General features: G+C 68.5%; 28 protein-coding genes. 8 read left to right on the top strand and 20 right to left on the bottom strand.

What is annotated here, in order from left to right; genetic code table 11:
- From ACFWP0_RS05870 to ACFWP0_RS05845, 6 genes are all read right to left on the bottom strand, one after another.
- Entirely contained in the window at positions 1-411 is a 411-nt protein-coding gene (locus ACFWP0_RS05870; protein WP_377840388.1) for a YciI family protein, read from the bottom strand.
- Between the two features lie 435 nt (positions 412-846).
- Entirely contained in the window at positions 847-1,200 is a 354-nt protein-coding gene (locus ACFWP0_RS05865) for a YciI family protein (RefSeq protein ID WP_377840387.1), read from the bottom strand.
- Between the two features lie 109 nt (positions 1,201-1,309).
- Complete coding sequence (locus tag ACFWP0_RS05860) at positions 1,310-1,501, bottom strand: helix-turn-helix transcriptional regulator (RefSeq protein ID WP_377840385.1); 192 nt, start codon at positions 1,499-1,501, stop codon at positions 1,310-1,312.
- Positions 1,502-1,569: 68 nt separating this feature from the next.
- Entirely contained in the window at positions 1,570-2,562 is a 993-nt protein-coding gene (locus tag ACFWP0_RS05855) for a flagellar motor protein MotB (RefSeq protein ID WP_377840384.1), read from the bottom strand.
- Positions 2,559-3,434, bottom strand: coding sequence for a motility protein A (locus tag ACFWP0_RS05850; RefSeq protein ID WP_377840383.1), 876 nt, complete (start codon positions 3,432-3,434; stop codon positions 2,559-2,561). The genes ACFWP0_RS05855 and ACFWP0_RS05850 overlap by 4 nt, the downstream gene beginning before the upstream one ends.
- 181 nt (positions 3,435-3,615) lie before the next feature.
- The gene (locus ACFWP0_RS05845; protein ID WP_377840381.1) at positions 3,616-4,179 is read right to left on the bottom strand and encodes a GNAT family N-acetyltransferase; all 564 of its coding nucleotides are present in this window, start codon (positions 4,177-4,179) and stop codon (positions 3,616-3,618) included.
- Positions 4,180-4,292: 113 nt separating this feature from the next.
- On the opposite strand from ACFWP0_RS05845, the gene ACFWP0_RS05840 reads away from it, so the two are divergent.
- Positions 4,293-5,975, top strand: coding sequence for an NYN domain-containing protein (locus ACFWP0_RS05840; protein ID WP_377840380.1), 1,683 nt, complete (start codon positions 4,293-4,295; stop codon positions 5,973-5,975).
- 36 nt (positions 5,976-6,011) lie between these two features.
- On the opposite strand, the gene ACFWP0_RS05835 is transcribed toward ACFWP0_RS05840, so the two are convergent.
- Positions 6,012-6,818: an AraC family transcriptional regulator gene (locus ACFWP0_RS05835; RefSeq protein WP_377840378.1), complete on the bottom strand. Its 807-nt coding sequence runs from the start codon at positions 6,816-6,818 to the stop codon at positions 6,012-6,014.
- Between the two features lie 98 nt (positions 6,819-6,916).
- Between ACFWP0_RS05835 and ACFWP0_RS05830 the strand changes: the two genes are divergently transcribed.
- From ACFWP0_RS05830 to ACFWP0_RS05820, 3 genes are all read left to right on the top strand, one after another.
- The gene (locus ACFWP0_RS05830) at positions 6,917-7,183 is read left to right on the top strand and encodes a hypothetical protein (protein WP_377840376.1); all 267 of its coding nucleotides are present in this window, start codon (positions 6,917-6,919) and stop codon (positions 7,181-7,183) included.
- Positions 7,184-7,296: 113 nt separating this feature from the next.
- A complete protein-coding gene (locus ACFWP0_RS05825) occupies positions 7,297-7,803 on the top strand; it encodes a DUF523 domain-containing protein (protein WP_377840375.1) in 507 nt (168 codons plus the stop codon).
- Positions 7,793-8,110, top strand: coding sequence for a hypothetical protein (locus ACFWP0_RS05820; protein ID WP_377840373.1), 318 nt, complete (start codon positions 7,793-7,795; stop codon positions 8,108-8,110). Before ACFWP0_RS05825 ends, ACFWP0_RS05820 begins: the two co-directional genes overlap by 11 nt.
- 24 nt (positions 8,111-8,134) lie before the next feature.
- Here ACFWP0_RS05820 and ACFWP0_RS05815 read toward each other — a convergent pair whose 3' ends face one another.
- Together ACFWP0_RS05815 and ACFWP0_RS05810 are read right to left on the bottom strand one after the other, a co-directional pair.
- Positions 8,135-9,112: a Bug family tripartite tricarboxylate transporter substrate binding protein gene (locus ACFWP0_RS05815; RefSeq protein WP_377840372.1), complete on the bottom strand. Its 978-nt coding sequence runs from the start codon at positions 9,110-9,112 to the stop codon at positions 8,135-8,137.
- A 124-nt stretch (positions 9,113-9,236) separates the two neighbouring features.
- Positions 9,237-9,806 (bottom strand): hypothetical protein, encoded by a 570-nt coding sequence (locus tag ACFWP0_RS05810; protein ID WP_377840370.1) that lies wholly within the window; start codon positions 9,804-9,806, stop codon positions 9,237-9,239.
- A gap of 237 nt (positions 9,807-10,043) precedes the next feature.
- Here ACFWP0_RS05810 and ACFWP0_RS05805 point away from each other — a divergent pair, with 237 nt between their 5' ends.
- Positions 10,044-10,658 carry a TetR/AcrR family transcriptional regulator gene (locus ACFWP0_RS05805; protein ID WP_377840369.1) on the top strand — a complete coding sequence of 205 codons (615 nt, stop codon included), beginning with the start codon at positions 10,044-10,046 and terminating at the stop codon, positions 10,656-10,658.
- A gap of 37 nt (positions 10,659-10,695) precedes the next feature.
- On the opposite strand, the gene ACFWP0_RS05800 is transcribed toward ACFWP0_RS05805, so the two are convergent.
- Positions 10,696-11,670, bottom strand: a complete 975-nt coding sequence (locus ACFWP0_RS05800) for a tripartite tricarboxylate transporter substrate-binding protein (RefSeq protein WP_377840367.1) — start codon at positions 11,668-11,670, stop codon at positions 10,696-10,698.
- Between the two features lie 386 nt (positions 11,671-12,056).
- Between ACFWP0_RS05800 and ACFWP0_RS05795 the strand changes: the two genes are divergently transcribed.
- A complete protein-coding gene (locus ACFWP0_RS05795) occupies positions 12,057-14,414 on the top strand; it encodes a mechanosensitive ion channel domain-containing protein (protein WP_377840366.1) in 2,358 nt (785 codons plus the stop codon).
- 18 nt (positions 14,415-14,432) lie between these two features.
- Here ACFWP0_RS05795 and ACFWP0_RS05790 read toward each other — a convergent pair whose 3' ends face one another.
- The 7 genes from ACFWP0_RS05790 to ACFWP0_RS05760 all read right to left on the bottom strand — a co-directional run bounded on the left by ACFWP0_RS05790 (position 14,433) and on the right by ACFWP0_RS05760 (position 22,029).
- Complete coding sequence (locus tag ACFWP0_RS05790; protein WP_377840364.1) at positions 14,433-15,833, bottom strand: M20 family metallopeptidase; 1,401 nt, start codon at positions 15,831-15,833, stop codon at positions 14,433-14,435.
- Positions 15,830-16,810 carry an ABC transporter ATP-binding protein gene (locus ACFWP0_RS05785; RefSeq protein WP_377840363.1) on the bottom strand — a complete coding sequence of 327 codons (981 nt, stop codon included), beginning with the start codon at positions 16,808-16,810 and terminating at the stop codon, positions 15,830-15,832. The genes ACFWP0_RS05790 and ACFWP0_RS05785 overlap by 4 nt, the downstream gene beginning before the upstream one ends.
- A complete protein-coding gene (locus ACFWP0_RS05780) occupies positions 16,807-17,796 on the bottom strand; it encodes an ABC transporter ATP-binding protein (protein ID WP_377840361.1) in 990 nt (329 codons plus the stop codon). Before ACFWP0_RS05780 ends, ACFWP0_RS05785 begins: the two co-directional genes overlap by 4 nt.
- 2 nt (positions 17,797-17,798) lie before the next feature.
- Positions 17,799-18,716 carry an ABC transporter permease gene (locus ACFWP0_RS05775; protein ID WP_377840360.1) on the bottom strand — a complete coding sequence of 306 codons (918 nt, stop codon included), beginning with the start codon at positions 18,714-18,716 and terminating at the stop codon, positions 17,799-17,801.
- A gap of 1 nt (position 18,717) precedes the next feature.
- A complete protein-coding gene (locus ACFWP0_RS05770; protein ID WP_377840358.1) occupies positions 18,718-19,635 on the bottom strand; it encodes an ABC transporter permease in 918 nt (305 codons plus the stop codon).
- A gap of 63 nt (positions 19,636-19,698) precedes the next feature.
- The gene (locus tag ACFWP0_RS05765; protein WP_377840357.1) at positions 19,699-21,270 is read right to left on the bottom strand and encodes an ABC transporter substrate-binding protein; all 1,572 of its coding nucleotides are present in this window, start codon (positions 21,268-21,270) and stop codon (positions 19,699-19,701) included.
- A gap of 24 nt (positions 21,271-21,294) precedes the next feature.
- Complete coding sequence (locus ACFWP0_RS05760) at positions 21,295-22,029, bottom strand: GntR family transcriptional regulator (protein WP_377840477.1); 735 nt, start codon at positions 22,027-22,029, stop codon at positions 21,295-21,297.
- Positions 22,030-22,251: 222 nt separating this feature from the next.
- Between ACFWP0_RS05760 and ACFWP0_RS05755 the strand changes: the two genes are divergently transcribed.
- Together ACFWP0_RS05755 and ACFWP0_RS05750 are read left to right on the top strand one after the other, a co-directional pair.
- The gene (locus tag ACFWP0_RS05755; RefSeq protein WP_377840356.1) at positions 22,252-23,448 is read left to right on the top strand and encodes a pyridoxal-phosphate-dependent aminotransferase family protein; all 1,197 of its coding nucleotides are present in this window, start codon (positions 22,252-22,254) and stop codon (positions 23,446-23,448) included.
- Between the two features lie 24 nt (positions 23,449-23,472).
- A complete protein-coding gene (locus tag ACFWP0_RS05750; RefSeq protein WP_377840355.1) occupies positions 23,473-24,528 on the top strand; it encodes a serine hydrolase domain-containing protein in 1,056 nt (351 codons plus the stop codon).
- Here the strand turns inward: ACFWP0_RS05750 and ACFWP0_RS05745 are convergent.
- The 3 genes from ACFWP0_RS05745 to ACFWP0_RS05735 are packed head-to-tail and all read right to left on the bottom strand — an operon-like array spanning position 24,461 to position 25,969.
- Positions 24,461-25,198: an RNA polymerase sigma factor gene (locus tag ACFWP0_RS05745; protein WP_377840353.1), complete on the bottom strand. Its 738-nt coding sequence runs from the start codon at positions 25,196-25,198 to the stop codon at positions 24,461-24,463. The two genes, ACFWP0_RS05750 and ACFWP0_RS05745, sit on opposite strands and share 68 nt — an antisense overlap.
- A gap of 13 nt (positions 25,199-25,211) precedes the next feature.
- The gene (locus ACFWP0_RS05740) at positions 25,212-25,631 is read right to left on the bottom strand and encodes a DUF2231 domain-containing protein (protein WP_377840352.1); all 420 of its coding nucleotides are present in this window, start codon (positions 25,629-25,631) and stop codon (positions 25,212-25,214) included.
- Positions 25,631-25,969: a hypothetical protein gene (locus ACFWP0_RS05735; protein WP_377840351.1), complete on the bottom strand. Its 339-nt coding sequence runs from the start codon at positions 25,967-25,969 to the stop codon at positions 25,631-25,633. Before ACFWP0_RS05735 ends, ACFWP0_RS05740 begins: the two co-directional genes overlap by 1 nt.
- Positions 25,970-26,423: the final 454 nt, after the last annotated feature.

Here is a 26,423-nt window from a genome sequence, read left to right as displayed (position 1 = left end):
TCAGTGGCCGGCCGAGGGCAGGCTGCGGAAGCGGTCCACTTCCTTGCTGGGCTCGAAGTCTTCCAGCTCGAAGACCTGGCGCACTTCGATCGCGCAGGACTGGCCGGGAAAGGGCGATGGAAAACGCATGGCCCACTGCATGGCTTCCTCGCGCGAGCGCACCTGAATCATGGTGTAGCCGGCGATGAGTTCCTTGGTGTCGGCGAAGGGGCCGTCGATGACCTTGCGCTGGCCGTTGTCGTACTGGATGCGCCATCCCTTGGACGAGGGCTGCAATCCGTTGGCGTCCAGCAGCACGCCGGCCTTGGCCAGGGCTTCGTGGTAGGTCGCCATCGAGGCAAGCAGGGTGTCGTCCAGCATCATGCCGGCTTCGCTGTCGGGCGTGGCCCGGACGATGATCATGAATCGCATCTGAGGTCTCCTGGGGTAGGAAGGCAAAACCCGGAAGGGGGCTTGTACAGAGACGACGAACAGGGAGGGGCCGGATCGACAGGAAATGTCTGGAACCAGGGTAAGTACCTAGTAAATAGCGATGTATTCGACGATATCAGCTGGTTACGAACGTCCAGCCCTGGTTGCAGGGGCCTCCCATACACTCCCAGCGTTCTTAACTCGAAAGTCACGATATGCGAATCCTGTGTAGTTTTGCCCTGCTTGTTTCCCTGCTTTCCGGCTGTGCGGTCTATACGCCCAGCGGCTCGGTGGTTGTCGATCCGCATGACGGAGGCGGCCGCGGCGGCTTCTGTCCGCCCGGTCAGGCCAAGAAGGGCAACTGCTGATACGGGGGGGCGGCGCATCTGGCCTGGCGGCCGGCGTTTTTCATTCCCCGGCCATTCGGCTGGCCGTCTACATGAAGCACGGCCCCAGCTCCCTGACCTCCACCGTGGCCCACTGGGCGGCGGGACATTCGGCCGCCAGGGCCAGCGCCTCTTCGCGCGTCTCGCAGGTCAGGAGGAAGAAGCCGCCGATCATTTCCTTGGCCTCGGCATAGGGGCCGTCCACCAGCGAGCGTTCGCCGTCGCGGATTTGCAGGCGGACGCCTTCGGATTCGGACTTCAGGGATTCGGCGCCGGTCAGCAGTCCGCGCGCCTTCAGGCCTTCGGCATAGCGCAGCATCTGCGCATAGGCCTCGCGGCCCTCTTCGGGGGTGCGCTGGGCGCGCTGGCCCACCGGTTCGACGATCAGCAGCATGTAAGGCATGGGGACTCCAATGGCTCTTCGGGGCGCCGCGATGGGCGGGTCCGCCAGATTACCGCCGTTCGCCGCGCCCGCGCCATCCCGGACCGGAACGCGCGCCGCGCGCTGGCGCTCAGCCTTCCTGGAAAATCGACTCGATGGTGGTCTCGAACACGCGGGCGATGGCGAAGGCGAGCGGAAGGCTGGCATCGTAGCGGCCCGTCTCGATGGCGTTGACGGTCTGGCGCGAGACTTCCAGCCGTTCGGCCAGCGCGGCCTGGCTCCACCCGCGCTCGGCGCGCAACTCGCGGATGCTGTTCTTCACCGGTGGCGCAGGTGGTCGACGACGGAGACGCCGGCCCAGACCGCGCCCATCAGCGGCCAGACGACCGTTCAGGATCTGGCGGCAGCGGCCTCGGGCGCCGGGGCGGCGGGGGCCGCGGCCGGGCGGGCGGCCGGCGCTTGCGGCGCGGCCTGCGCCTGGGCCGGCTTTTGAGGCGGCGTGATGTCCATGATCAGCTCGACGCGGCGGTTGGCGGCGCGGCCCGCGGCCGTGTCGTTGGATTCGATGGGGCGCGTTTCCGCGTACCCCACCGCGCGCAGCCGTTGCGCCGCCACGCCATCGTGCACCAGTTCGCGCAGCACGCTGGTGGCGCGGCTGCTGGACAGCTCCCAGTTGGAGGCGAACTGCTTGGTCAGGATGGGCACCGGGTCGCTGTGGCCTTCGACGGACACCTGGTACTCGTTCTTGTTCAGAATGCCGGCCAGGCGCTTGATCACGTCCAGGCCGCCGGCGCTGAGCGTGGCCTGTCCGGAGGCGAACAGCAATTCGTTGCTGATGCGAAAGCTGACGGACTGCTCGTTGATGATCACGTCCACCGACTTGCCCAGGTCGCCCAGGCCCAGCGATTCCTTGGATGGCGCCTTCAGCGGCGGGGCGGCCTCGGCCACCACCACGCCGTCCGTGGGCGGCGCGGCTTCTGCTGCAGCCACGGCGGGCGCGGCCGGCTCCGCCCAGCTGGCGGGAATCGGCGTGGCGTCGAACTCGGCGTATTCGCCGTCGTAGGCGGGCATGCCGCTGGCGGCCAGCGTGCCGACCAGCTCCACGGGCTGCTCCGACTTGTCATAGCCCATGCCGTGCAGGCGCGATACCGCCAGCATGACGACCAGCATGGCCAGCAGCAGGGTGATCAGGTCCAGGTAGCTCAGCAGCCAGTTTTCGGAGTCCTGCTCGACCGTTTCTTCGACGTGCCAGCGGGCGTAGCGGTCCTTGCGGTCGCTCTCGCTGGGGCGCCAGCCGCTGTTGGCCGCCACTTTCTGTGCGCGCAACTGGGCCTGGCGGGCCTGTTCGATCCGCTGAGCCAGGGAGGGGGAAATCAGGCTCATTGACGTGCGGGGGCCGGACGGGCGATGGAGACGGGGGCGCCCGCGGGAGAGGCGGGCTTGACCTGGCCTTCCGTCTTGGGCTTGGGCTCGGCGGCGACGCCGCCGTCGTAGATTTCGTCTTCGACGTGCATGACGAAGGAATTCAGGGTCTCGCGCACCATGGCCGGACCGCGCTTCTCGCACATCATCGAGATGCCTTGCAGCACCATGTTCATGGACTCGACGCGCCGCGCGGTGCGGCGCTCCAGCTTGAGCGCGATGGGCTTGCAGACCAGGTTGGCCAGCAGGATGCCGTAGAAAGTGGTCATCAGGCCGATGGCCAGTTGCTGGCCGATCGTCTGCATGCTGCCGTCGCCCAGCACGGCCATCAGGTTGATCAGGCCGACCAGCGTGCCCAGCATGCCGAAGGCGGGCGCGAAGGTGGCCATGACCCGGAACATCTGCGCCTCGGCCTGTTCGCGGGCGCGCAGGCGGGCGACGCGCCACTGCAGCAGCTCGATGATCTGTTCTTCGGGCGTGTTGTCGATGATGAGCTGCACGCCCGTGCGCAGGAAGGGGCTCGAAACTTTCTTGAGTTCTTGCTCGACCTTGTGGACGTCGGCGTTCATCCAGAGCTGCGCCATCGAGACCAGCTCCTCGATGTCGCGCTGCTGGTCGTGCTGGTCGTTGCGAAAGACGGTGCGCACCAGCCTGAAGACGCGCACCACCTCCTGCAGCGGATAGGCGATGAACAGCGCGGCGCAGGTGCCGCCCAGCACGATGGCCAGGCCCGGCAGGTTGAAGTACATGCTCGGGTCGGTGGCCGAGAGCGCCACGACGATGACCAGGGTGAGCAGGCCGACAACGGCGCCGATGACGGTAGACGGATTCATGGATCTTGCCCGATAACAAAGGCATCCCACGCGCGGAATGCCGGATTTTCGGGAATTCTAGCCAGGAGCGGCGCCGGTCAATCGGCCGGAAAGCGGGGCGAAAGGGGCGGTAAGCGCGGGCTTAACGCGATTGTCAGGCGGGCGCCTGCGCGGTGGAAATCGGGGCCGGATAATGCGGGGCTCAGCCTGCGCGCCGGGCGATCCATTCCTCGCGGGTGATCTCCCAGATTTCGCTGGGATGGCGGCCGCTGACGAAGCCGCGCTCTTCCGTCCTGACCATGCGCATGCCGCCTCGCTCGGATATTTTCCGCGACGCGGTGTTGGCGATGGCCTTGGGCGCGCGCAGCACGGGCTTGCCCAGCACCTCGAACCAGTAGCCCGTGGCGGCTTCGCTGGCCTCGGTCATGTAGCCCAGGCCCTGGTGGGCGGGGTCCAGCCAGAAGCCGCGGTTGTTGCCGGATTCGTCGTCCATCAGGCTGACGATGCCGATCAGGCGGCCGGGCTCGGCCCGCGTGCGGATGGACCAGTGCCACTGCGCGCCCCGGCGCATGGCCGGCAGCGCGACGTGTTCAATGTAGTTGCGCGCGCCGTCCGGCGGATAGGGCCAGGGCACCTGGTCGGCAAGGAAACGCACCACCTCCCACTGCGGAAAGATGCGCTGGACGGCATCGGCATCCTGCAGGCTCAAGGGGGGCAGGACGAGGCGGGCGGTGGCCAGGACGGGGAGCGGCGGGGCGTCGGACACGGAGGGCGGGGCAATGATGCCGAGGGCGTTTAACGGGATATGTATATCATGGGCGAAATCTGGCGGCGCATTGCCTCGTATTGCTTCAGGCGGCCGCAGCATTGGAGAAGAACATGAACAACCCCAACGAAAACGTCAGCATGGCGCTTTTCTGCGACTTCGAGAACGTGGCGCTGGGCGTGCGCGACACCAAGTACCAGAAGTTCGACATCCGGCCGGTCCTGGAGCGCCTGTTGCTCAAGGGCAGCATCGTCGTGAAGAAGGCCTATTGCGACTGGGAACGCTACAAGGAATTCAAGGCGCCCATGCACGAGGCCAATTTCGAGCTGATCGAAATTCCGCATGTGCGCCAGTCAGGCAAGAACTCGGCCGACATCCGCCTGGTCGTGGATGCGCTGGACTTCTGCTACACCAAGTCGCACGTCAATACCTTTGTGATCATCAGCGGCGATTCCGACTTTTCGCCGCTCGTGTCCAAGCTGCGCGAGAACAACAAGAAGGTGATCGGCGTGGGCGTCAAGCAGTCCACCTCGGACCTGCTTATCGCCAACTGCGACGAATTCATTTTCTATGACGACCTGGCGCGCGAAGGCCAGCGCACCGCCGACGCGCGGCGCGACAACCGGGGCGGCGGCGCCGCCGCCCAGCGCCGCACGCCCGACGAAGAGCGCCGCCGCAAGGAAGAACTGGAGGCGCGCAAGACCGAGGCCGTCGAAATGGTCGTCGAGACCTTCGAGGCGCTCATGGCCGAACGCGGCGACAGCGGCAAGATCTGGGCATCGGCCCTGAAGGACGCGCTCAAGCGCCGCAAGCCGGATTTCAACGAGTCCTACTACGGCTTTCGCGCCTTCGGCAACCTGCTGGAAGAAGCGCAGTCGCGCGGCTTCCTGGAAGTGGGCCGCGAGGAAAAGTCCGGCACCTACGTATACCGCGACAGCACCGGCGTCGAGCCGGCCGTCCGCAGTGGCGGCGCCCGGCCCGCCGCCGCGCGCCAGCCGGCGGCCGATGCCGCCGACGCCCAGGCGGGCGTGGCCCAGGAAGGTTCCGGCGGCAGGCCCGCCCGTAAATCGCGGGGCGGCCGCAAGACGGCGGGTGGAGGCAGAGGGGCCGGCCAGGGCGCCGACGCCGCCGCGCGGGAAGAGGGCGCCCAGGCGTCGTCCGAAGCCTCCGCGCAGGCGGATCTTCCCTTGCAAGGCGATGCGCCCCAGCAGGCCGGCGCGCCGCGCCAGGCAGATGTTCCGCGCCAGGTAGACGCGCCGCGCCAGGCTGATGTTTCGCGGCAGGCAGACACGCCGCCCCAGGCGGAGGTTTCGCGCCAGGCCGGTACGCCGCCCGCCGATGCGCCCAAGCGGTCCCTCATCCCCGTTCCCATGCCCAAGCCGTTCCAGCCTCCCCGGCACACCGCCGTCGTGGCCGGACCGCCGCCGGTCGTGAATGTTGCCGAGTGGACTTTCGTGGCGCCCACGGCGGATACGCCCCGGGAACGGCCCGCCAAGGCGTCCGATCCCTTCGCCGGCGGGGCGCCGAGCCCGGCCGCCGAACCGGCGCCCGCTCCGTCCGCCCCTGCCAAGCGTGGCCGCAGCGCCAGCAAGACGGCAACGGCCAAGTCCGGCGCAAGCGGCGCGGGCAAGACCTCGCGGGCCGCGGCGGCGAAAACCGCGGCCACGCCGGTCGAGTCCGCCGCCAAGCCGGCCGCCGCTTCCGCGCCGGCCCCCGAGGCCGAAGCGCCCGCCAAGCCCGCGCGCAAGACCGCCACGCGCGCGCGCCGTCCCAAGAAGGCCGACACGGAGTCCTGACGGGCGCGGTGTCCTGGCGCCCGTGACGGGCTTTTTCTACGGAGACAGGCCAGGGTCTCCCGGGCCGCCGTAGCGGCCCGGCGTGGCGCCCAGTTCGCGCTTGAACATGGCGATGAAGGCGCTGACGTTGTCATAGCCCAGTTCCAGCGCCACCGTGGTCACGGCGGCGCCGCCCGCCAGCATTTCCTGCGCCCGCATCAGGCGGGCCTGCTTGCGCCATGCGCCCACGCTCAGGCCGGTTTCCGCCAGGAAGCGGCGGGCCAGCGTGCGCGGCGCCATGCCGATGGCGGCGGCCCACGCATTCAAGGATCGCGTGTCCGCGGGCGCATCCGACAGCGCCAGCGCCAGCCGCTGCAGCCGGGACTCTCGGGGCAGGACCAGCGCCGCCCCGGCGCGCGGCAGGGTGCGGATCTCGTCGCGGATCAGCTCGACGATGCGGCTGCGCGCCGCGTCGGCGGCGTTGTCCGGCCAGGCGGTCGCCCGCTCGACGGCCGCCAGCAGCAATGCCGAGGCCTGCAGCACGCAGGGCGTGCGCGGCAGCCCAGCGCAGGCGGCGGGGCTCAGGTACGCGCTGTAGCCGGCATAGGGGCCGTGCGAGCGCAATCCATGCGACTGGTCGGGCGGAATCCAGACGGCATGCACGGACGGCACCACCCATTGCCGGTCGCCGGCGTAGACGGTCAGCAAGCCTTGGTACGCGCCCAGCAACTGGCCGCGCGCATGCCGATGCATGGCGGTATGGCGCAGCGCGCCATCATGGCGGCGCACCGCGATCAGCCGGGGGCCGCCCCGCGACCGGGCGCGTTCAGGCGCCAGCAGGGGCTGGGCCAGGGCGGAAGGCAAAAGTGGCTGAAACACGGTATTGAATGACCCAAACAACGCAGACTTGCCGGCATGGCGCGTCTATCGTAACGCCAGTGTCCAACAACCAGGAGCAAAGCATGCGAGCAGAGGACGTCTTGCCGGACGGCAGGGACCAGGGCGATTTCAACGGCGTGGCGGTGCGCAAGGGGACGGTCGGGGCGTTCCTCGCGAATGCGCGCGCCTGCAGCGACCCGCAAGCATCGGCCGAGGCCGTGGCGGCCGCGCGCCGGGATATCCGGGAGGCCTTGCCCGCCTTGCGGGCGCTGGGCCTCTTCGAGGTGCTGCAAGTGCGCGACCCGGCGCTGCGGGCCTGGATGCAGGAAGAGGGCGCGGGCGCGGCCTGAGGCGGCGGGGCCGTTCCCCGGGGCGTCCGGCGCGGGTGTTCTATCATTCCACGCTTCGAATCCGGGTCTTGCGGCGCCCAGCGCGCGCCACAGCCCTTCCTGCCGGACTACGCATGCAATACGTTTTGGTCAGTTCCTGCCTGTTGGGCAAGCCCGTGCGCTACGACGGGCGCGGCGTGCCCAATGGCGATGCCGTGCTCGCCCGCTGGCTGGACGAAGGCCGGGTCGTCGCCGTCTGTCCGGAAGTGGCGGGCGGCATGCCCGTTCCCCGGCCGCCGGCCGAGATCGAGCCCGGCAAGGACGCGGCCGCCGTGCTGGCCGGCCACGCGCGCGTCGTCGCGACGACGGGCGAGGATGTCACGGCGCCGTTCGTGCGCGGCGCCCGGGAGGCGCTGGCGGCGACGCAAGGGCGCGGCATCCGCATGGCCGTGCTGAAGGAGGGCAGCCCGTCCTGCGGCAGCGGCTATGTGTACGACGGCCATTTCGCCGGACGCCGCCGGCCCGGCGTGGGCGTGACGGCGGAACTGCTGCGGCGCGCCGGCCTGCAAGTCTTCAGCGAAAAGCAATGGACCGAGGCCGGCGCGTGCCTGGCGGACCTGGAGGACGGCAATGGGCGCTGACGCGGGCGATTGGCTGGCGCTGCTGGGCTTGGCCGGATGCGCGGTGCTGGCCTGCAAGGCTGCCGCGCGCGCCGGCCGCAGCAGGGGCCTGGCGCGCATGGCGGCGGCGGCGAGCCTGGCCTTGTCGGCCTTCTTCTTCTACGCCTGGTACGCGCAGTACCTGAAGTGGGACTTCAATGAACTGGGCCGCTACTACGACCCCGTCGACCAGGTGGTCTACACGGACGCGGGATTTGTCTGGGTGCTGCCGGCAGGCATGCTGCTGATCGTGGGCCTGCTGTACGCCTGGCGAGGCTGGCGGCGCTGAACCGCCCGCCCGCCGGCGCGGCGGTCATTCGCCGCGGATGTTCGCCTGCTTCACGATCCTGCCGTTGTCGGCGTATTCCTTTTGCACCTGGGCCGTGAACTGCTCAACCGTGCCGGAAGACATGATGTTCAGGGCGTCGGTCAGGGGCTTATTGATATCGGGCATGGCGGCCACCTTGTTGATGACGGCGTTCATGCGGGCGCGGAAATCCGGGCTGGTGGCGGCCGGCGCGAAGAAGCCGAAGGTGGACGTCATGTTGGCCATGGGATAGCCCAGTTCGGCCAGCGTCGGCGCGCCGGGGCGGCCCGGCAGCCGGGCCGGCGAACCCACCGCCAGCAGCTTGAGCTTGCCCTCGTCGATCAGGGTGTTGACGGGGCCGGAGGCATTGACCAGCATCAGCGTGAACTGGCCGCCCAGCGCGTCCGGCACCATCTGCGCCATGCCCTTGTAGGGCACGTGCGGGATGCGCACGTCCGCCTGGCCGTTGATCTGCTCCAGCATCAGATGCCCCAGAGATCCCACGCCCGCGGTCGCCAGCGACAGGCCGCCGGGATCGGACTTGGCCTGCTCCAGCATGTCCTTGAAGGTCTTGCCCGTGAACTTGGGCCCGCCCACCAGATACACCGGCGAATACATCACGGCCGCCACCGGCGCCAGGTCCTTCAAGGGGTCGTACAGCGTTTTCATCACGTGGGGAGACAGCGTGACGGGGCTGACGGCGGTAAACGCCAGGGTGTTCTCGTCCTGGGCGCGGGCCACGGTGTTCATGCCTATCATGCCGCCCGCGCCGCCCCGGTTCTCAACCACGACGGGGCGGGCCAGCTCCACCGCCAGCTTCTGCGCGAACGCCCGGGCCGTGTTGTCGACGATGCCGCCCGCGCCATAGGGCACGACGATGGTCATGGCTTGCGCCTTGGCGTCGGCCTGGGCCTGCACGGCGGCGGAAAATGCGCATGCGGCGCCGACCGCGAACAGCCCGGCGATCCGCTTGAACTTGAACATGGTTTCCCCTTGAAGCCCGGCGTCATGGCCGGCGCGTTATTGCGGCGGGCCAATGCGGCGCGCCGGCATGCAGTGTGTGCAGGCCGGCGCGCGGGGGCAATCGGGAATACCCGGGATTGCGGCGTCAGTTGGCGCGGTAGCCGCGGCTGGCCATGCAGGAATCCAGCATGCGGTTGTAGGTGTCCACCGTGACCTGGGTGGTCCATCGCGAGATGGTGGCCGGGTCGTAGCCGCTCTGGTTCATGGCCCAGCGCTGGCAGTCGGTGGCGGCGCCGGCCTGGGCCATGTCGACGGGCGGCGCCGGCTCATACTGCACCGGCGCGTATTGCGGCTGCGGCGCCGCGTAGGCCTCGGGCGGCGCTTCGTACATCGGGGCAGCCTGGTAGACGGGCGCGCCGTAAACCGGCGCGGCATAGAAAGGCGGACTGGTGTAGCCCACGCCCGACGAGTACACGCCGGTCTGCACATAGGACGGACCGGAGTTCGCCGCCAGCAGCAGGCCCACCGTGGCCAGCGCGAAGGCCCCGCCCACCCACCAGCCGGTGGAGCTGCTGCCGCCGCCGCCATGATGATGATGGTATCCGCCGCCGTGCCCGCCGCCCCAATTACCGCCACGCCCGCCAGCCATCGCCGGCGCGCCGGCTACCGCCAGCGCCAACGCCGCAATGGCCACCCGGCCTGAAAACCGCTTCATGATCTTGCTCCTAGGCCGCCCGAAGCCGGCACATTGCAATGGCCCGGGCGATAGCCTTACTTTACTGCTCGGTCGCCGCAATAAGTTGTCTCAACCGATACGGGGATTTCAACTGATTTCAGGATCGCGGCGATTTCCCGGGGCATCCGGCTGCCGCGCCCCTGCGGCTGCCCCGAGCGCGACAAATTGGTCGTGGAAATAGTGGCGAAAAGCGTGGATCGGTAGTACCTTCTCGCGATGATTACGGCACTACCCACTTCATCATCGCAAGACAAGCGTCTCACCAAAGGTGAACGCACACGGTTACAGCTTTTGGAGGTCGCCGCGGCGGAGTTCGCGGAGCGCGGGTTTCAGCACACCCGCATCAGCGACATCGTCGCCCGGGCCGGCGTGACCCAGCCTGTCTTCTATCAGTACTTCACCAGCAAGCAGGCCGCCTACGACGAACTGGTCGGCATGTTTTCCCAGCGCCTGCGCCAAGCCATCAGCCAGGCGCGCCTGCCCGACGACCTGAAGGTATCCGAACTGGCAAGCCGCATCCGCCAGGGCGTGGGCGGGCTGCTCGCCATCCTGCAGGAAGATCCCAACCTGACGCGCATCGGCTTCTTCCAGGTCGACGCCGCCGAGGCCCTGAAGGACGAGCTGGTGGCGATGATCGCCGACAACGTCCGCGCCGAGCAGCAGGCCGGCCTGTTCCGGCCGGAGATCTCCGCGGACTGGTTCGCGCAATCGCTCATGGGCATCATCGAGCGCTTCACCCGCCAGACTCCCGATGCTGCGCAGCAGCAAGCGTTATCGGAATTCATCACAAACCTGCTGCTGGAAGGCATACGACAACGAACAGCCCCTTAGCCGGGGCTTTTTTTTCGCCGGGCGGCCCAAGACTGGACTATTCCACGCGCGCCCCAGACGCCGCGACCACCTTTCCAGCCGCCTCCCAATCCGCCTTCAGCAGATCCTGGAACTGCGCGGCGGACTTGGCTTCGGCTTCGACGCCCAGCGATGCCAGGCGCGCCTGCACCTTGGGATCGGCCAGCACCTTGTTGACGGCGGCGTTGATCTGGTCGCGGTCGGCGGCGGCGATGCCGGCCGGGGCCAACAGGCCCAGCCAGGAGTCGAAGGCGTAGCCCGGCAGGCCGCTTTCGGCGACGGTGGGCAGGTCCGGCGCAAAGCGCGAGCGGCTCTTGCCGGTGTAGGCCAGGAAGGTCACGCGCGGATCGTTGCGGTACGCCGTCACGCCGATGGTGGCGGCGGTCACGGCCTGGACGCGGCCGGCCAGCAGTTCGGTCACGGCGTCGCCCGTGGACTTCATGGGAATGTGCTGCATCTGCGCGCCCGCGGCGGTCAGGAACGAGGCCATGCCCAGGTGCGAGGCGCTGCCGTTGCCGGCCGAGGCGTAATCGTAAGCGCCCGGCTTGGCCTTGACCGCCTGGACGAACTCGGCGGTGTTCTTGGCGTTCAGGGCGGCGGACGCCAGGATGATGTAGCCGGTGTTGCCGATGTAGGCGACGCCGGTGAAGTCCTTGTAGGGGTCGTAGCTCAGGTTCTTGTACAGGTACCCGGCGATGTGGTGGCTGGCCGCGGCCAGCACCAGCGTATTGCCGTCCGGCTGGGAGCGGGCCACCTGGGCCGTGCCCACCGTGCCGCCGGCGCCCGCGCGGTTCTCGATCACGATGGAGGCGTTGAGCGCCTTGCCCAGTTCATCGCCGATGGCGCGGGCGATCGTGTCCTGGACCGCGCCGGTGCCGTAGGGCACCACGATGCGGATGACGCGTTGTTCGGCTTGGGCCGCGCCCATGCCGGCGACGGCCAGAGCAAGGGCGAGCAGGGTATTGCGGCGTGCAGCTTGGAATCGGAAAGACATGGAGCGGACTCGTGGTTGTGGCGCGCGGGCGGAATGCGGCGCGCGCTTGCTTGGCGGCGTTGGACTCTAATCACTCGCGGTGCGCCGGACAACGATTTATTCGCGTCTTGTTTATTTCTTCCGGCGATATGGCTTCGGGCCGCGGGCCGGAAGCCCGCGCGCCGGGATTGGGGGGGGGCGGCTCCGCGGGGCTTTATCATGTGGTCAGCAGCGGCGTTGCGGCCGTGATCGCGCACCGCCTTTTTTTCCGGGATCACAAAGGAGATTCATTAGTGGTTCGATCAGCAACGACAGCATCCATTTTCGTCCCGCCCCGCAACCATGCCGCCAGTCTCTGGCGGCGCCGGCGGGAGAGACCCTGGCTGGCGGCCTTGGTGCTGGCGGCGATGCTGAGTTGCCTGTCGTTCGTCTGGCAAGCCCAGGCCGTGGCCGCGTCCCCGCTGCAACCGCAGGAGCCGGCCGCCGCGTCCCCGGCGCTGAGCCCGGCCGCGCTGGCCGACCTGCTGGACAATCCCGAAGTCCGCAAGGCCCTGGTGGACGCCTTGCGCACACAGGCGTCCGGGGCCAAGCCGGCCCCGTCGCCTGCGGCAGCGCAGCCGGCGCAGCCCGGCCTGCAGGAACGCATCGCCGACGGCGTGCAGCGTTTCCTGACCGGCGTGGCCGCCGAAATGGGGCAGGGCGTGGACGATATGCGCGCGCTGGCCTCGGGAGGCAGCCTGAGGATGGCCAGCGGCACCGCGGGCAGGGCCTTGCTGCCGCTGGCGCTGGCCGCCGCGGCCACGATCATTGCCTTCATCCTGCTGCGCATGATCGCCATGCGCATCTACACGCGCATCGACCGCTGGGTGGCGGAGCAGGGCTGCGAACCCGCGGTGCCGCCGAAACGCGGTGTGCCCGCCTCCATGCGCGTGCTGTATCGGCGCGCGGGGGGCATCGTGGGGGCGCTGGCCATCGATGTGGGCGTCGTGCTGCTCGCAGCCATGGCGGGCGCCGCCGCGGCCCTCTGGAGCACGCCCGGGCGCGGCGCGCTGGACTCGCTGGCGGCCGTGTTCCTGCAGGCCTTCGTGGCGGTGGAGATCGTCAAGGTGCTGATCCGCACGGTGTTCGCCGTGCGGCATCCCCACCTGCGCCTCTTGCCCATGTCCGACGAGCTGGCCAGGTACTGGAACGCATGGCTGGTGCGCGTTGCCGGGGCGGCTGGCTACGGCACGCTGCTGGTCGGTCCCGTGATAGCGGCGTCGCTGTCGCCGGCGCTGGGCCGGCTGGCCAGCATGATCATCATGCTGGGGGTGTATGTGTATGCCGTGCGCGTCATCTGGCAGAACCGCCAGCCGGTGCGCGAACGCCTGGACCGCCGCGCGGCCGGCGCGGCCACGTTCCTGGGCTCGCGGCTGCGCTTCCTGTCGCGCGTGTGGCACGTGCTGGGCATCGGCTACTTCACGATCCTGCTGGTCGTCAGCCAGGTCGACCCGACCAATGCGCTGCCCTTCATGGCCCGCGCCACGGCGCAAACCCTGCTGGTCATGGGCGTGGGCAGCCTGCTGATCCTGCTGCTGAACGCCGTGCTGGCCAAGCCCATCCGCCTGTCGGAAGACCTGCGGCGGCGCCTGCCGCTGCTGGAGGCGCGAGTCAACGCCTACGTGCCGGCCACCCTGAAACTGATCGGCTGGATCATCCGCATTGTCATGGTCCTGCTGATCCTCGATGCGTGGCACGCCTTTGACCTGTCGCGCTGGCTGGCCTCGGATGCCGGCGGGGCCGCCATCAGGATGGTGCTGAACATAGTCATCGTGCTGCTCATCGCGACGCTGGCCTGGACCGTGATCGCCAGCATCATCGAACACCGCCTCAGCCAGAGCGAAGAGCGCGGCATGCCCACCGCGCGCGAGCGCACGCTGCTGGCGCTGTTCCGCAATGCCGCGCTGATCGTCATCGTGACGATGACGGCGATGGTGCTGCTGTCGCAGATCGGCATCGACGTGGGGCCGCTGATCGCCGGCGCCGGCGTGGTGGGCCTGGCTATCGGCTTCGGGGCGCAGAAGCTGGTGCAGGACATCATCACCGGTGTCTTCATCCAGCTCGAGAACGGCATGAACGAGAACGACGTGGTGCAGGTCGCGGGCGTGTTCGGCACCGTCGAGAAGATGACGATACGCTCGGTGGGCATCCGCACGCTGGACGGCGGCTATCACCTGGTGCCGTTCTCGTCGGTGGACGTGGTGGCAAACCACATGCGCGACTTCTCGTACCACCTGGGCGAATACACCATCGCGCACCGGGAAAGCGTGGACGATGCGATCGAGCATCTGCGCGCCGCCTTCGCGGAGCTGATGACCGACACGGTGCTGGGGCCCGAGATCCTGGAAGAAATGACGGTTGCCGGCGTCACGGCGGTCAACGACAAGGGCGTGACCATCCGGATCCTGATCAAAACCACGCCAGGCATGCAGTGGGCCGTGCAGCGCGGCTACAACCGGCTGCTGAAGAAGCACTTCGACGCCGCCGGCATCGAGCTGCCGTATCCGCACACGGTGGTGTATTTCGGGCAGGACAAGCGGGGCTACGCGCCGCCGGCCAATGTGGCCTTGCAGGCCGAACCCCGCGACGAGGGCGAGAATGCCCGCGCCGCCGGGCACACGCGCCGCCGCCTGAAGCCGGAAACCGCCGGAGAGGATTCGGCCGAGGTGTTGGGCAACGAACTTGAGGCGCGCGAGGAGGCCGGTGCTGAGGCGCCGCGCACATAGCGGTTCGCGCCCGTCCGGTCATTCGGGGCTTCTGATCGCAGGCGTGTCGCCCGCGCCCATGTCCCAGTACAGGCCGGTCATCAGGCACAGCCCCTGGCGCAGCAGTTCCGGCGGCAGGTGCTCGTTGGGCGCGTGCTGCGAGCACCCCGGGTAGGAATGCGGCACCCAGATCGTGCGCAGGCCCAGCACGTCGGTGAAGATGTCGTTGGGCAGGGAGCCGCCCAGGTTGGGCAGCAGCGCGGTCTTCTCGCCGGACGTGCGTTCCAGCGAATCCACGGTCCAGCGCACCCAGGCGTCGTCGGGATCGATGCGCGTGGCGCGGAACATGGACTCGCGCGTCAGCGCGATCTCGACCATCGGAAAGCCCTGGCGGTCCAGGTGGCGGCGCAAGGCGGGAATCAGGTCGTCGGGGTCCACGCCCACCACGAAGCGCAGCTGGCAGCGCGCCCAGGCGCGCGGCGGGATGGCGTTGACGGGCGTTTCCGGGTTGCCGGTCTTGTAGGCCAGCACTTCGAAGGAACACCAGCCGAACACGCGCTCGGCGGGCGACAGGCCGGGTTCGCCCCAGTCCGGCTCGATGTCGGGGCCGTCCGCGCCTCCGTCCACCTGGCAGTCGGCCAGGGCCCGCCGCACGGCGCCGGGCAGTTCGGCGGGCACCCATTCGGGGATGCGGATCTGGCCGGTGGGCGACACGAGCGTGGAGATCGCATGGGCAAGCTTGATGCCGGGGTTGGAGATCAGGCCGCCCCAGTTGCCGGAGTGGTGGCCGCCCGCGCGCGCCTCGATGCTCAGGTCGAAGTTCAGGCTGCCGCGCGCGCCCAGGAACACGGTGGGGCGACCGGCGCTCAGCCGGGGCCCGTCCGAGGCGATCAGCAGGTCGGCCGCCAGCAGCTCGCGGTGCTCCGCGCACAGTTCGCGCAGCCCCATGGAGCCGGTTTCCTCGCCCATTTCTATCAGGTACTTGGCGTTAAAGCCCAGCTTGCCGCGCGTCTCCAGCACCAGGCGCATGGCTTCCATGTTGACGGTGTGCTGGCCCTTGTTGTCGGCGATGCCGCGGCCATACCAGCGGCCTTCGGACTCGGTCAGCGCCCACGGCGACAGGCCTTCCTTCCATTCCCGCTCCAGCCCGCGGATGACGTCGCCATGCCCATAGCCCAGCACGGTCGGCAGCGCGGCGTCTTCGATGCGTTCGGCGTACAGGAAGGGCGCCAGCGCCTTGGGATGGGTCAGCGTGCGGCAGGCGAAGCCCAGGGCCTCGAAGGCCGGGCGGATCTCGGACTCCAGGTAATCCGCCAGCACGGCGGCGCGCTCGGGGTTCTGGCTTTCCGTGGGCAGCGCCAGGCGGCGCGCCAGCAGGGCGCGGAACGCGCCGGAATCAAAACACTGTTCCGCTTGGGCGATGGCGTGGGCGCGGGTCATTGTTGTCGGGCTCCATTGGAAGAAGAGGGGGCGGGCGGGTAGAGGTGGCAGGCCGCCACGGATTGGTCGCGCAGGGCCAGCGCGGGCCGTTCGGTCTTGCACTGCGCCATGGCATGCTGGCAGCGCGGGTGGAACGGGCAGCCGGGAGGCGGGCGCAGCGGGTCGGGAAACGACAGCCCCAGGCCCATGTCGGGTATGCCCAGGCCGGGCTCGGGCGTCAGCACCGACGCCAGCAGCGCCTGCGTGTAGGGATGGCGCGGGTCGTGGAACAGCCGGGCGGTGGGCGCCGATTCCACCACGCGGCCCAGGTACATCACCGACACATGGGTGGCGATATGCTCCACCACCGCCAGGTTGTGGCTGATGAAGACATAGGTCAGGTTGAACTCGCGGCGCAGGTCCATCAGCAGGTTCATGATCTGCGCCTGAACCGAGACGTCGAGCGCCGAGGTGGGCTCGTCGCAGATGACGATCTCGGGATTCATCACCAGCGCCCGCGCGATGGCCACGCGCTGCCGCTGGCCGCCGGAGAGCTGGCCGGGCGTGTTGTGGGCCAGCCGCGGCGGCAGGCCCACGCGCTCCAGCATCTCGATGGCCTTGTGCAGCTTGGGGTTGGCGATGCCGTGCACCTCCAGCGGCAGCGACACGATGGACGCGATGGAGCGGCGCGGGTTCAGCGACGAATACGGGTCCTGGAAAATGGGCTGCACGCGGCGGGCCAGGGCGCGCCGGTCCATCTGGCGGATGTCCTGCCCGTCCAGCCGGATGGCGCCGCCGGTGGGCGGGGTCAGGCCCAGCAGCATGCGCGCCAGGGTGGACTTGCCGCAGCCCGACTCGCCCACGATGCCCAGCACCGCGCCGCGGTCCACCGACAGGTCCACGCCGTTGACGGCGTGCAGCGTGGTGCGCGGGCGGAACATGCCCGAGCGGATGGAGAACTGGCGGCTGACGGCCTCGGCTTGCAGAAGTGCGCTCATGCGGGGACTCCTTGCGCCTGGCGGATGCAGCGCCATTGCTGGCCGGGCGGCTGGCCATGGACGGGCACCGCCTGCCGGCATTGCGGCTGCGCATAGGCGCAGCGGTCGATGAAGGCGCAGCCGCGCAGGTCGCCCACCAGCGAGGGCACCACGCCAGGTATGGTGCCCAGGTGTTCGCCGGGCGCCGTGCGGCCCGGCACCGGGATACAGCCCAGCAGCCCCTGCGTGTACGGGTGGCGCGGCGTGGCGAAGATGTCGGCCACGGGGCCTTCTTCCACGATCTGGCCGGCATACATCACCGCCACCTGCCGCGCGATGCGCGCGACCACGCCCAGGTCATGGGTGATCAGCACCATGGCGATGCCCAGCTCGGCCTGCAGGTCGGCCAGCAGCCGCAGGATCTGCGCCTGGATGGTGACGTCCAGCGCGGTGCTGGGCTCGTCGGCGATCAGCAGCTCCGGGCCGCACATGAGCGCCATGGCGATCATCACCCGCTGGCGCAGGCCGCCCGACAGCTGGTGCGGATACTGCGTCAGCCGCTGGCCGGCCGAGGCGATGCCGACCTTCTCCAGCAGTTCCACCGCGCGGTCGCGGGCCTGTTGCCTGCTGGCGCGGCGATGGTGGATGTAGTGTTCCGTCAGCTGTTCTCCGATGGCGTAGGCGGGATTCAGCGCCGTCATCGGCTCCTGGAAGATCATCGCCATCTTGCTGCCGCGCAGGGCGTTGATGCGCCGCCCGCGGGCCTTGGAGAGGTCTTCGCCCAGCACCGCCAGCCGGCGCGTGCTGCGCTGCGCCGCCTTGGGCAGGAGGCCCATGATGGCCAGCGAGGTCATGGATTTGCCGCAGCCCGATTCCCCCACCAGGCACAGCGTTTCGCCGCGCCTGACCTGGAAGGACACGTCGCGCACCGCGTGCAGGGCGCCGCGCGGCGTGGCGATGTCGACTGTCAGTCCCTGTACGTCCAGGACGATATCCGTGCCGTTCATGCTCAGGCCCTCTCTTCAGGCGTCAGGAGTTGGTGCAGTCCGTCGCCGGCCAGGTTGATCGCGAAGATCAGCAGCGCCAGCGCCGATCCGGGAATGGCGATCAGCCAGAACGAGAAGAACATGTAGGCCTTGGCCTCCGAGATCATCAGGCCCCACGACGGCAGCGGCGGCTGCACGCCCAGGCCCAGGAACGACAGCGAGGCTTCCAGCAGGATGGCGCTGGCGGCTTCCAGGGTGGCGATGACAATCAGCTGCGGCGCCACGTTGGGCAGCACCTCGCCCCAGACGATGCGCCAGGTGGACGCGCCCGCGGCCTGCGCCGCGGCCACGTATTCCAGCGAGCGCACCTGCTGCGTGGCGCTGCGCATCACCACGGCGTAGCGGTCCCACTTGAGCAGGCCCAGCACCAGGATCACGACCCACAGCGAGCCGCCCACGATGGCCACGGTGGCCAGCGCCACCAGGATCACGGGCATGGACAGGCGGGTGGTGATCAGGAACGATACGGCCATGTCGACCTTGCCGCCGAAGTAGCCGGCGGCCATGCCCATGGCGGTGCCGATCAGGCCGGATATCAGCGCCACGCTGATGCCGATCAGCAGCGAGATCCGCGCGCCGTAGAACAGCCGCGACAGGTAGTCTCGCCCGAGCTGGTCGGTGCCCAGCGGATGCAGCCACGTGCCCTTGTCGTACCAGACGGGAGGCGCCGTGCGGTAGGCCAGGTCCTGGAAATAGGGATCGTGCGGCGAGATCCACGGGGCGAACAGCGCGATCAGCACGATCACGAACAGGATGCCGCCGCCGGCCAGCAGCGCCTTGTTGCGGCGCAGCCGGCGCCAGCGCAGCGTGGCGGCGGACAGCTCCAGCGGGGCGGGAGTGGGCGCGCCGGGCACGGAAGGGGTGAGGGTAGGCGTGGTCATGTCAGGACACCCGGATGCGCGGGTCGAGCCACGCGTTGGCGATATCGGCGGCAAGCGTCAGCAGCACGTACAGCACGGACAGCAGCAGCACGATGAGCTGCATCACCGGATAGTCCTTGTACGTGATGCTCTGGTAGGCCAGGTAGCCCAGCCCGTCCAGCGCGAAGATGGTCTCGATCACGACCGAGCCCCCCAGCAGGTAGCCCAGCTGCACGGCGGCCAGCGCCACCACCGGCACGATGGCGTTGCGCAGCGCGTGCTTGAAGATGATCGTGCGCGCCGGCAGGCCCTTGGCTCGCGCGGTGCGGATGTAGTCGGCGCCCAGCACCTCGATCATGCCGGCGCGGATCAGCCGCATGAAGGCGGGCGCCACGTAGTAGCCCAGCGCGATGGCCGGCATCACGAAGTGCTGCCAGGTGCCGCTGCCGGACACGGGCAGGATGCGCAGCGAGATCGAGAACAGCATGATCAGGATCAGCGCGAAGAAGAAATTCGGCAGCGCCTGGCCCAGCACCGCGATGGCCAGGCAGGCGCGGTCGATGACGCTGCCCTTGTAGATCGCGGCCAGCACGCCCAGCGGAATGGAGATGGCCAGCGCGAAGGCCAGCGCGCCCATGCCGAGCTGCAGGGTGGTCGCGAGCTTGGACAGGATCAGCGGGCCCGCCTCGGTCTTGAAGTACACGGAGGTGCCGAAATCGCCCTGCAGGATGTGCCAGAGCCAGTCGGCATACTGCACCGCCAGCGGCCGGTCCAGCCCGTAGGTCTTGCGGATCATGTCGATGTCGGCCTGGCGCGCGCCTTCGCCGGCCAGGGCCAGCGCCGGATCGCCGGACAGGTGCAGCAGCAGGAACGCCAGGACGGATACGGTCAGCGCCACCAGCGCCGCCAGGCCCAGGCGCCTGATCGTGAAATAAAGCATAGGACTTCCTCTATGTTCAGCAACGCCGGGCCGGCGCGATGCCGGCCCGGCGCGAACCGCGCCTTACTTCCAGCTCATGTCCCAGAAGCGGACCAGCTCGTCCGAGTAGGGCTTGAAGTTCACGTCCTTGGTGGCGACGTAGTAGGCGGGCAGCGTCCACAGCGGCACGGCATAGGCCTTCTGCGCGATCTGGTCCAGCGCCTGCTTGTAGGCCGCATTGCGCGCGCCGGTTTCGATGGTGTGGTCGCCCTTGTTGAGGAGGTCGCGCACCTGCGGGTCGCGGGTGATGTCGTCGTTGCCGAAGGCGAAGTACACGGGCGTGGACGCCGACACGTCGTTGACCAGGTTGGAGGCCCAGGTCTGGTGGGTGAGCGAGGCCTTGTTGCCGCGGATCATGTCGCGCATGGCGGCGTACTGCAGGAAGTTCAGCTTGGCGCGGATGCCCACTGCCTGCAGGTAATTGATGATGGCTTCGGTCTGGTTGCGCTCGCGGTAGGCCACGATGTCGATGTCGAAGCCGTTGGGGTAGCCGGCTTCGGCCAGCAGCTTCTTGGCCAGGGCCGGGTCGTACTTGTATGTCGGGGCGCCTTCCTGCGTGCAGCCCGCCTGCGACGGCGTGCAGATGGTGTTGATGAGCCCGCCGCCTTCGCCCACGATGTTCTTCAGCATGGCGTCGCGGTCGATGGCGTGGATGATGGCTTTGCGCACCCGTTCATCCTTGAGCTGCGGCGCCGGCGTGCCTTCCAGGATGTTCATCTGCATGAAGACGATGCGCATGGTGTTGCCGGCGATCATCTGCAGCTGCGGCATCGTGCCCAGCTGTTCGGCCTGGTCCTTCGGCACGCTCATGATCAGGTCCTCGCCGCCCGAGATGACCTCGGCCATCTGGGTCTGGCGGTCGGGGATGAAGCGGATCACGACCTTCCCGATCTTGGGCTGCGCCTTGGGCGAATCCTTGAAGTAGTCGGCATTGCGCTCCAGCGTGATGGACTTGCCGGGCTGGTAGTCCGCCACCTTGTACGGGCCCGAGCCCACCGGCTTGGCGTTCATGCCCTTGGGGCCGACTTCCTGGTAGTACTTGGCCGGGTGGATGGCGGCCGTGGTGGACAGGTATTCCTTGGCGCCGGGGAAGGGCTCCTTGGTGGTCAGGCGCACTTTGTACTTGTCGATCTTCTCGACCTTGTCGATCCACGCCACGTTCTGCTGCGTGACGGCCTTGTTCTTCGGGTCAGCCACGAAGTTCAGCGTGTAGACCACCGAGTCGGCGTCGAACTCCTCGCCGTTATGGAATTTCACGCCTTCGCGCAGCTCGAATTCCATGGTCTTGTCGTCGACCTGCTTCCAGCTCTTGGCGAGCTGCCCCTTGTACTCGTTGGTGACCGGGTCGCGGTAGAGCAGGGTGTCCCACACGTTGGCGGCGATGATGACGCCGATGCGGACGTTGTTGAAGTAGGGATCCACGCTTTCCGGCGCCTGGTCGTAAGCCATGCGCAGGGTGTCGTCCTTCTTGCCGGCCAGCGCCGGCTGGGCAGCCAGCGTGGCGCAGGCCAGCAGGGCGGCGGCCAGGGCCTTGAGCGGAGTGATGCGGCGGGAGGACAACGCGGGTGAGACGGGTGTGAAGCGACAATCAGCCATGGTGAAGGCTCCTCTGGAAGGACACTACGTGTGTTGCGTATCTATCGTCTCGCTCCGGCTTTTCAGCGCCGCCTCGCATTTGCGCTGCAGGTGCTGCCGCATGATGGCTGCGAGCCGGTCCGCATCGCGCGCGTCCAGGGCCTCGGCCATTTCTATGTGTTCGCGCATCGCCAGATCCCATTTCTGGCGGTTCTCGTTCGAGACAAAGCGCAGGTTCTGGATCCGCGCGTTCTGCGCGTCGTAAAGCTGCTTGAGCAGGCTGTTGTGCGCGGCCAGGCTGATGCGTTCGTGGATCTCGCGGTTCGTCCGGAAATAGGCCGGCAGGTCATGGCGGGCATGGCTGGCCATCATTTCGTACGTGAGCGCGCGGATCTCGGCGACCTCCTGGTCCGTGGCGCGTTCGCAGGCCATGCGGCAGGACATGGATTCCAGGCCGCCGATGACCTCGAAGGCCTCGCGGATGTTCGCCTCCGACAGCGCCACCACCTGCGCGCCGCGGTTGGGTTCGATCTGCACCAGCCCTTCGGCGGCCAGCACGCGGAAGGCCTCGCGCAGCGGGGTGCGGGACACGCCCAGCAGGTCGCAAAGCATGCGTTCGTTCAGGCGCGAACCGGGCGGGAATTCCCCCTGGATGATGCGCTCGCGCAGCTGCCCGGCCACCGTGTCCGGCAGCGTGCGGCCGGCGCTGGCGCCGGCGGCGCGCACCGCCGGCTGCGGCGCGGGATCGGCGGCGGCGCGGGCCGCGGCGAGATCCGGCATCAGGCTAGGATCGCTGCTCATTGGTATACAAAAATTCCCCTTGTTTTGCCAGACTATAAACCTGTCGCGCAGGCTTGAATGATGGGTGTATACCCTAGGTTATCGACGTAAAAACAATGGGATAGAGTGACGCATGCCGCAAGTCCGCATGCCCGGCATACGCCGTTTATCCGCCGCGCATCTCTCATTGGTATACAAAAAAATTCCACTTTGGGGCTACGCATGCTTTCCCTGAACACACACCTGTCCGGCCGGCACTTCCTGCAGATTCCCGGGCCCACCAACGTGCCCGACCGCGTGCTGCGCGCCATCGACCTGCCCACCATCGATCACCGCGGGCCGGAGTTCGGCGCGCTGGGGCTGGCGGTGCTGTCGGGCATCAGGCAGGTCTTCCAGACCGAGGCCCCCGTGGTGATCTTTCCGGCCTCGGGCACCGGCGCCTGGGAAGCGGCGCTGGTCAACACGCTGTCGCCGGGCGACCGCGTGCTGATGGTGGAAACCGGGCATTTCGCCAGCCTGTGGCGCAAGCTGGCGGGGCGCCTGGGCCTGGAAGTGGATTACCTGGAAGGCGACTGGCGCCGCCCCGTGGACGCGGCCGCGATCGGCGCCCGCCTGGCCGAGGACGCGCAGCGCCGCATCAAGGCCGTTTGCGTGGTGCACAACGAAACCTCCACCGGCGTCACCAGCGACATCGCCGCCGTGCGCGCGGCGATCGACCGCGCCGCGCATCCGGCGCTGCTGATGGTGGATACGATCTCGTCGCTCGGTTCCATCGACTACCGCCACGACGAATGGGGCGTGGACGTGACGGTGGCGGGCTCGCAGAAGGGCCTGATGCTGCCGCCGGGCCTGTCGTTCAACGCGGTCGGCCCGCGCGCGCTGGCCGCCGCCGAGACGGCGCGCCTGCCGCGTTCGTACTGGGACTGGCGCGAGATGCTGGGCCCCAACGCCAAGGGCTATTTTCCGTACACGCCGTCGACCAATCTTCTGTATGGCCTGCACGAGGCGCTGGCCATGCTGCAGGCGGAAGGCCTGCCCCGGGTGTTCGCGCGCCACGAGCGCCATGCGCGGGCGGCCCGGCTGGCGGTGGCAGGCTGGGGGCTGGAGCTGCTGAGCCTGGACCCGGCCGCGCACAGCCCCGCGCTGACCGCCGTGCTGATGCCCGACGGGCACAGCGCCGACGCGCTGCGCAAGATCATCCTGGACCGTTTCGACATGTCGCTGGGGCAGGGCCTGGGCAAGCTGGCCGACCGGGTCTTCCGCATCGGCCACCTGGGCCACTTCAACGACCTGACGCTATGCGGCGCCCTGGCCGGCGTGGAGTTGGGGCTGGCCGCGGCCGGCGTTCCGCACCGCCCGGGCGGGCTGCAGGCCGCCATGGAATTTCTGGCCCGCGCGCCCGCAAGCGCGGCGGCCTGACACCAGACAACCACGAGGGAAACCATGAACACGCTTATGCAGCAGGCGATCCAATTCGCCAACGACCACGAATCCGCCTGGGACCGCAGCGTCAAGGGCAACTTCGGCGTGCACCTGAACGATCCGCCGCCCTGGAACCGGCTGCTTGGGCCTATCCATGACCGCGGCCCGGTGTCGGGCGTGGTGGTGGTCGACGGCAAGACGGTCGCGTCCTGGGGCGAGCCCGAGCGGGCCGACCTGACCTTCAGCGTCGCCAAGCTGTACCTGGCCATCCTGGCCGGCGTGGCCCATGACCGCGGCCTGCTGCCCGACGTGGACGAGCCCGTCGGCAAGCGCGTGCCGGGCATCGGGTTTGACGAAGGCCAGAACGCCGGCATCACCTGGCGCCACCTCCTGCAGCAAACCAGCGAATGGGAAGGCGAGCGCTTCGGCGTGTCGGACCAGGCCGACCGCTATCGCGCCGTGACCTTCGGCGTGCCGCCCGACGGCAAGAAGGGCGACGCGCGCCCCTTGCAGTCTCCCGGCACGTACTGGGAATACAACGACGTGCGGATCAACCAGCTGTCCTATGCGCTGCTGCACCTGTTCCGCAAGCCGCTGCCCGAGGTGTTCCGCGAAGCCGTCACGCGCCCCATCGGCGCAAGCGAAAACTGGCAATGGGTGGGCTACGACGAGGCGTGGGTCGAGATCGACGGCCAGCGCATGCCGTCCGTGCCGGGCGGTTCGCACTGGGGCGGCGGCATGTCCATCAGCGCCCGGGACCAGGCGCTGATCGGGCAGATGCTGCTGAACGACGGCCAGGCCAACGGCCGCCAGGTGCTCTCGCGCGAGTGGATACAAGCCATGCGCACGCCCTGCGCGATCGCGCCGTACTACGGCTACCTGATCTGGCTGAACCACGAAGGCCGCGTGTTTCCCAGCGTGCCGGCCTCCAGCTTCTTCGGCGTGGGGGCGGGCAGCTCGTTCACCTGGGTCGAACCCGAACGCAAGATGGTGGTGATCGTGCGCTGGCTCAATTCGGCCCACGCGGACGAGTTGTTCGGGAAGATTCTGGCGGCGGTGGACGCAACCGCTGCCTGACGCCCGCGACGATGCGGTCGCAACGTTCGCCGTCGAACGAGAAGGCGTCGGCCAGCGCGACATCGATCTGGCTGGCCAGGCCCTCGCGCAGCAGGCTGCGGGCGCGGAAGAACCGGGTCCGCACGGTGGACTCGGGAATGTCCAGCGCCTGGGCCACCTCTTTCACGCTCATTTCCTCGACCGCCCGCAACATGAAGACGGTGCGGAAGTCCTCGGGCAGCAGATCGATGCGGGCTTCCAGCAGCGCGCGCATCTGGGCGCGCATGGCGGAATGCTCGGGCCGGTTGTCGGGATTGTCGGTCAGCGACGCTTGAGTGTCGGGGTCGATGGCGTTCATGGCGGCATCCAGGGGAATGACTTGCGCGTCCCGCCGCCTCAGGCGCCCCAGCGCCTCGTTGACGACGATGCGCACCAGCCAGGTCGAGAGCCTGGCGTCGGAACGAAAGCCCCCCAGCGCGCGCCAGGCGCGCAGGTAGGCTTCCTGGAGGGCATCCTCGGCCTCCGTGTCGCTCTTGAGGATGCTGCGCGCGGTGCGGAACAGCAGCCGGTTGTTGCGCCGCATGATCGCCTCGAAAGCCGCTTCTTCCCCCAGCGCCGCGCGCGACACGAGTTCGGCCTCGGCGGTTTGCGGCGAAATGGGCGCCGGCGCCTGATGTCGGGTGTTGAGCATGTCGCCTCCAGGCCTAGTCGCGGGCGCGCCCGACGCCGTAGTGATAGACCAGTGTGCCGCCAAGCCAGCCGCCCGCGGCCAGGCAGATCAGGCCGGCGGCATCCAGCAGCAAGGACACCGCGTCGGGCTCCAGCGGGCGCATCTCTTCCAGCCGCAGCAACAGGCGCAGGCTGAACAGCACGCTGGCCAGCAGCATCGCGCCCATGTGCCAGTAAGCCACCCGCAATGCTGAACCTTGGGGCACGCGGGGTAACTCGATCAGGCCGGCGAGCATGGCCGCGAGCGCCATGATGCAGCCCACGGCGAGCAGCCCGCCTGACCAGCGCCAGGCGGCCTCGCCGAACCAGAGTCCGGCGTAGTCCGCCGCCACCGCCAGCGACCAGCAGGCGATGGGAAAGTGCACGAGCGCCGGATGCAGGGGGTGGCGCGACATCACAGCAGCACGCTGGCCAGGGTCAGAAAGCCCGCGGCGGCGACGGCTGCGTGTATCACCACCACTGCCTTGGGCGGCAGCTTCTTGCGCATATGGAACGAGGCCAGAAAGAACCCGCCCAGCGCAGCCAGCAGCAACAGGACGAAGCCGATCATCACTTGCTGCGGCGCATTGCCTTGCACGAGCAGGGTGATCAGCAGAATCAGGCCCGCCGCGCCCAGCAGCGCGTGCAGCACCGACAGCGCCCAGGGGGCGAACTTGTTGCGCAGCACATGCGCGGCAAGCACCAGGCCGCCCAAGGCGCCGACCCCAAATACCACGATGGCGTAGTTCAGCATGGGTATTCTCCGAAAGAAGTGGGGACATTGGAAAGCAATGCACTGCCGCAACATCGCGAGCGGGTGCGCAGCGTTTCAGCGTGTCTGCCTGACTTGCTTTCGCGCGCACCTGATCATTGGATGGCGCGAACCGCCACTACGTTCCCGGCGGCAGGGTTATCTCCATGGGCGTGGGCGGGCGCAAGCATGGGTGTCAGACACCTACGGGTGTCTCGCAAGCATCGGTGTCTGACACCCGTGAGAGACGGGCTTCGGCTTGCGGCGGCGTTTCGGGGGGTGTCAGACACCTACGGGTGTCTCGCAAGCATGGGTGTCAGACACCCGTGAGAGACGGGCTTCAGCTTGCTGCGGCGTTTCGGGGGTGTCAGACACCTACGGGTGTCTCGCAAGCATCGGTGTCTGACACCCGTGAGAGACGGGCTTCGGCTTGCGGCGGCGTTTCGGGGGTGTCAGA

The organism is Achromobacter sp. NPDC058515, from assembly GCF_042721735.1.
Classification (GTDB): Bacteria; Pseudomonadota; Gammaproteobacteria; order Burkholderiales; family Burkholderiaceae_B; genus Achromobacter.
This window is presented reverse-complemented; position numbering and strand designations above follow the sequence as displayed.

What these genes read in the sequence shown, in the direction of transcription:
- ACFWP0_RS05870 (WP_377840388.1), bottom strand. Translation starts at nt 411, where the DNA reads ATGCGATTCATGATCATCGTCCGGGCCACGCCCGACAGCGAAGCCGGC.
- ACFWP0_RS05865 (WP_377840387.1), bottom strand. Translation starts at nt 1,200, where the DNA reads ATGCCTTACATGCTGCTGATCGTCGAACCGGTGGGCCAGCGCGCCCAG.
- ACFWP0_RS05855 (WP_377840384.1), bottom strand. Translation starts at nt 2,562, where the DNA reads ATGAGCCTGATTTCCCCCTCCCTGGCTCAGCGGATCGAACAGGCCCGC.
- ACFWP0_RS05850 (WP_377840383.1), bottom strand. Translation starts at nt 3,434, where the DNA reads ATGAATCCGTCTACCGTCATCGGCGCCGTTGTCGGCCTGCTCACCCTG.
- ACFWP0_RS05840 (WP_377840380.1), top strand. Translation starts at nt 4,293, where the DNA reads ATGAACAACCCCAACGAAAACGTCAGCATGGCGCTTTTCTGCGACTTC.
- ACFWP0_RS05830 (WP_377840376.1), top strand. Translation starts at nt 6,917, where the DNA reads ATGCGAGCAGAGGACGTCTTGCCGGACGGCAGGGACCAGGGCGATTTC.
- ACFWP0_RS05825 (WP_377840375.1), top strand. Translation starts at nt 7,297, where the DNA reads ATGCAATACGTTTTGGTCAGTTCCTGCCTGTTGGGCAAGCCCGTGCGC.
- ACFWP0_RS05820 (WP_377840373.1), top strand. Translation starts at nt 7,793, where the DNA reads ATGGGCGCTGACGCGGGCGATTGGCTGGCGCTGCTGGGCTTGGCCGGA.
- ACFWP0_RS05815 (WP_377840372.1), bottom strand. Translation starts at nt 9,112, where the DNA reads ATGTTCAAGTTCAAGCGGATCGCCGGGCTGTTCGCGGTCGGCGCCGCA.
- ACFWP0_RS05810 (WP_377840370.1), bottom strand. Translation starts at nt 9,806, where the DNA reads ATGAAGCGGTTTTCAGGCCGGGTGGCCATTGCGGCGTTGGCGCTGGCG.
- ACFWP0_RS05805 (WP_377840369.1), top strand. Translation starts at nt 10,044, where the DNA reads ATGATTACGGCACTACCCACTTCATCATCGCAAGACAAGCGTCTCACC.
- ACFWP0_RS05800 (WP_377840367.1), bottom strand. Translation starts at nt 11,670, where the DNA reads ATGTCTTTCCGATTCCAAGCTGCACGCCGCAATACCCTGCTCGCCCTT.
- ACFWP0_RS05795 (WP_377840366.1), top strand. Translation starts at nt 12,057, where the DNA reads ATGCTGAGTTGCCTGTCGTTCGTCTGGCAAGCCCAGGCCGTGGCCGCG.
- ACFWP0_RS05790 (WP_377840364.1), bottom strand. Translation starts at nt 15,833, where the DNA reads ATGACCCGCGCCCACGCCATCGCCCAAGCGGAACAGTGTTTTGATTCC.
- ACFWP0_RS05785 (WP_377840363.1), bottom strand. Translation starts at nt 16,810, where the DNA reads ATGAGCGCACTTCTGCAAGCCGAGGCCGTCAGCCGCCAGTTCTCCATC.
- ACFWP0_RS05780 (WP_377840361.1), bottom strand. Translation starts at nt 17,796, where the DNA reads ATGAACGGCACGGATATCGTCCTGGACGTACAGGGACTGACAGTCGAC.
- ACFWP0_RS05775 (WP_377840360.1), bottom strand. Translation starts at nt 18,716, where the DNA reads ATGACCACGCCTACCCTCACCCCTTCCGTGCCCGGCGCGCCCACTCCC.
- ACFWP0_RS05770 (WP_377840358.1), bottom strand. Translation starts at nt 19,635, where the DNA reads ATGCTTTATTTCACGATCAGGCGCCTGGGCCTGGCGGCGCTGGTGGCG.
- ACFWP0_RS05765 (WP_377840357.1), bottom strand. Translation starts at nt 21,270, where the DNA reads ATGGCTGATTGTCGCTTCACACCCGTCTCACCCGCGTTGTCCTCCCGC.
- ACFWP0_RS05760 (WP_377840477.1), bottom strand. Translation starts at nt 22,029, where the DNA reads ATGCCGGATCTCGCCGCGGCCCGCGCCGCCGCCGATCCCGCGCCGCAG.
- ACFWP0_RS05755 (WP_377840356.1), top strand. Translation starts at nt 22,252, where the DNA reads ATGCTTTCCCTGAACACACACCTGTCCGGCCGGCACTTCCTGCAGATT.
- ACFWP0_RS05750 (WP_377840355.1), top strand. Translation starts at nt 23,473, where the DNA reads ATGAACACGCTTATGCAGCAGGCGATCCAATTCGCCAACGACCACGAA.
- ACFWP0_RS05745 (WP_377840353.1), bottom strand. Translation starts at nt 25,198, where the DNA reads ATGCTCAACACCCGACATCAGGCGCCGGCGCCCATTTCGCCGCAAACC.
- ACFWP0_RS05740 (WP_377840352.1), bottom strand. Translation starts at nt 25,631, where the DNA reads ATGTCGCGCCACCCCCTGCATCCGGCGCTCGTGCACTTTCCCATCGCC.
- ACFWP0_RS05735 (WP_377840351.1), bottom strand. Translation starts at nt 25,969, where the DNA reads ATGCTGAACTACGCCATCGTGGTATTTGGGGTCGGCGCCTTGGGCGGC.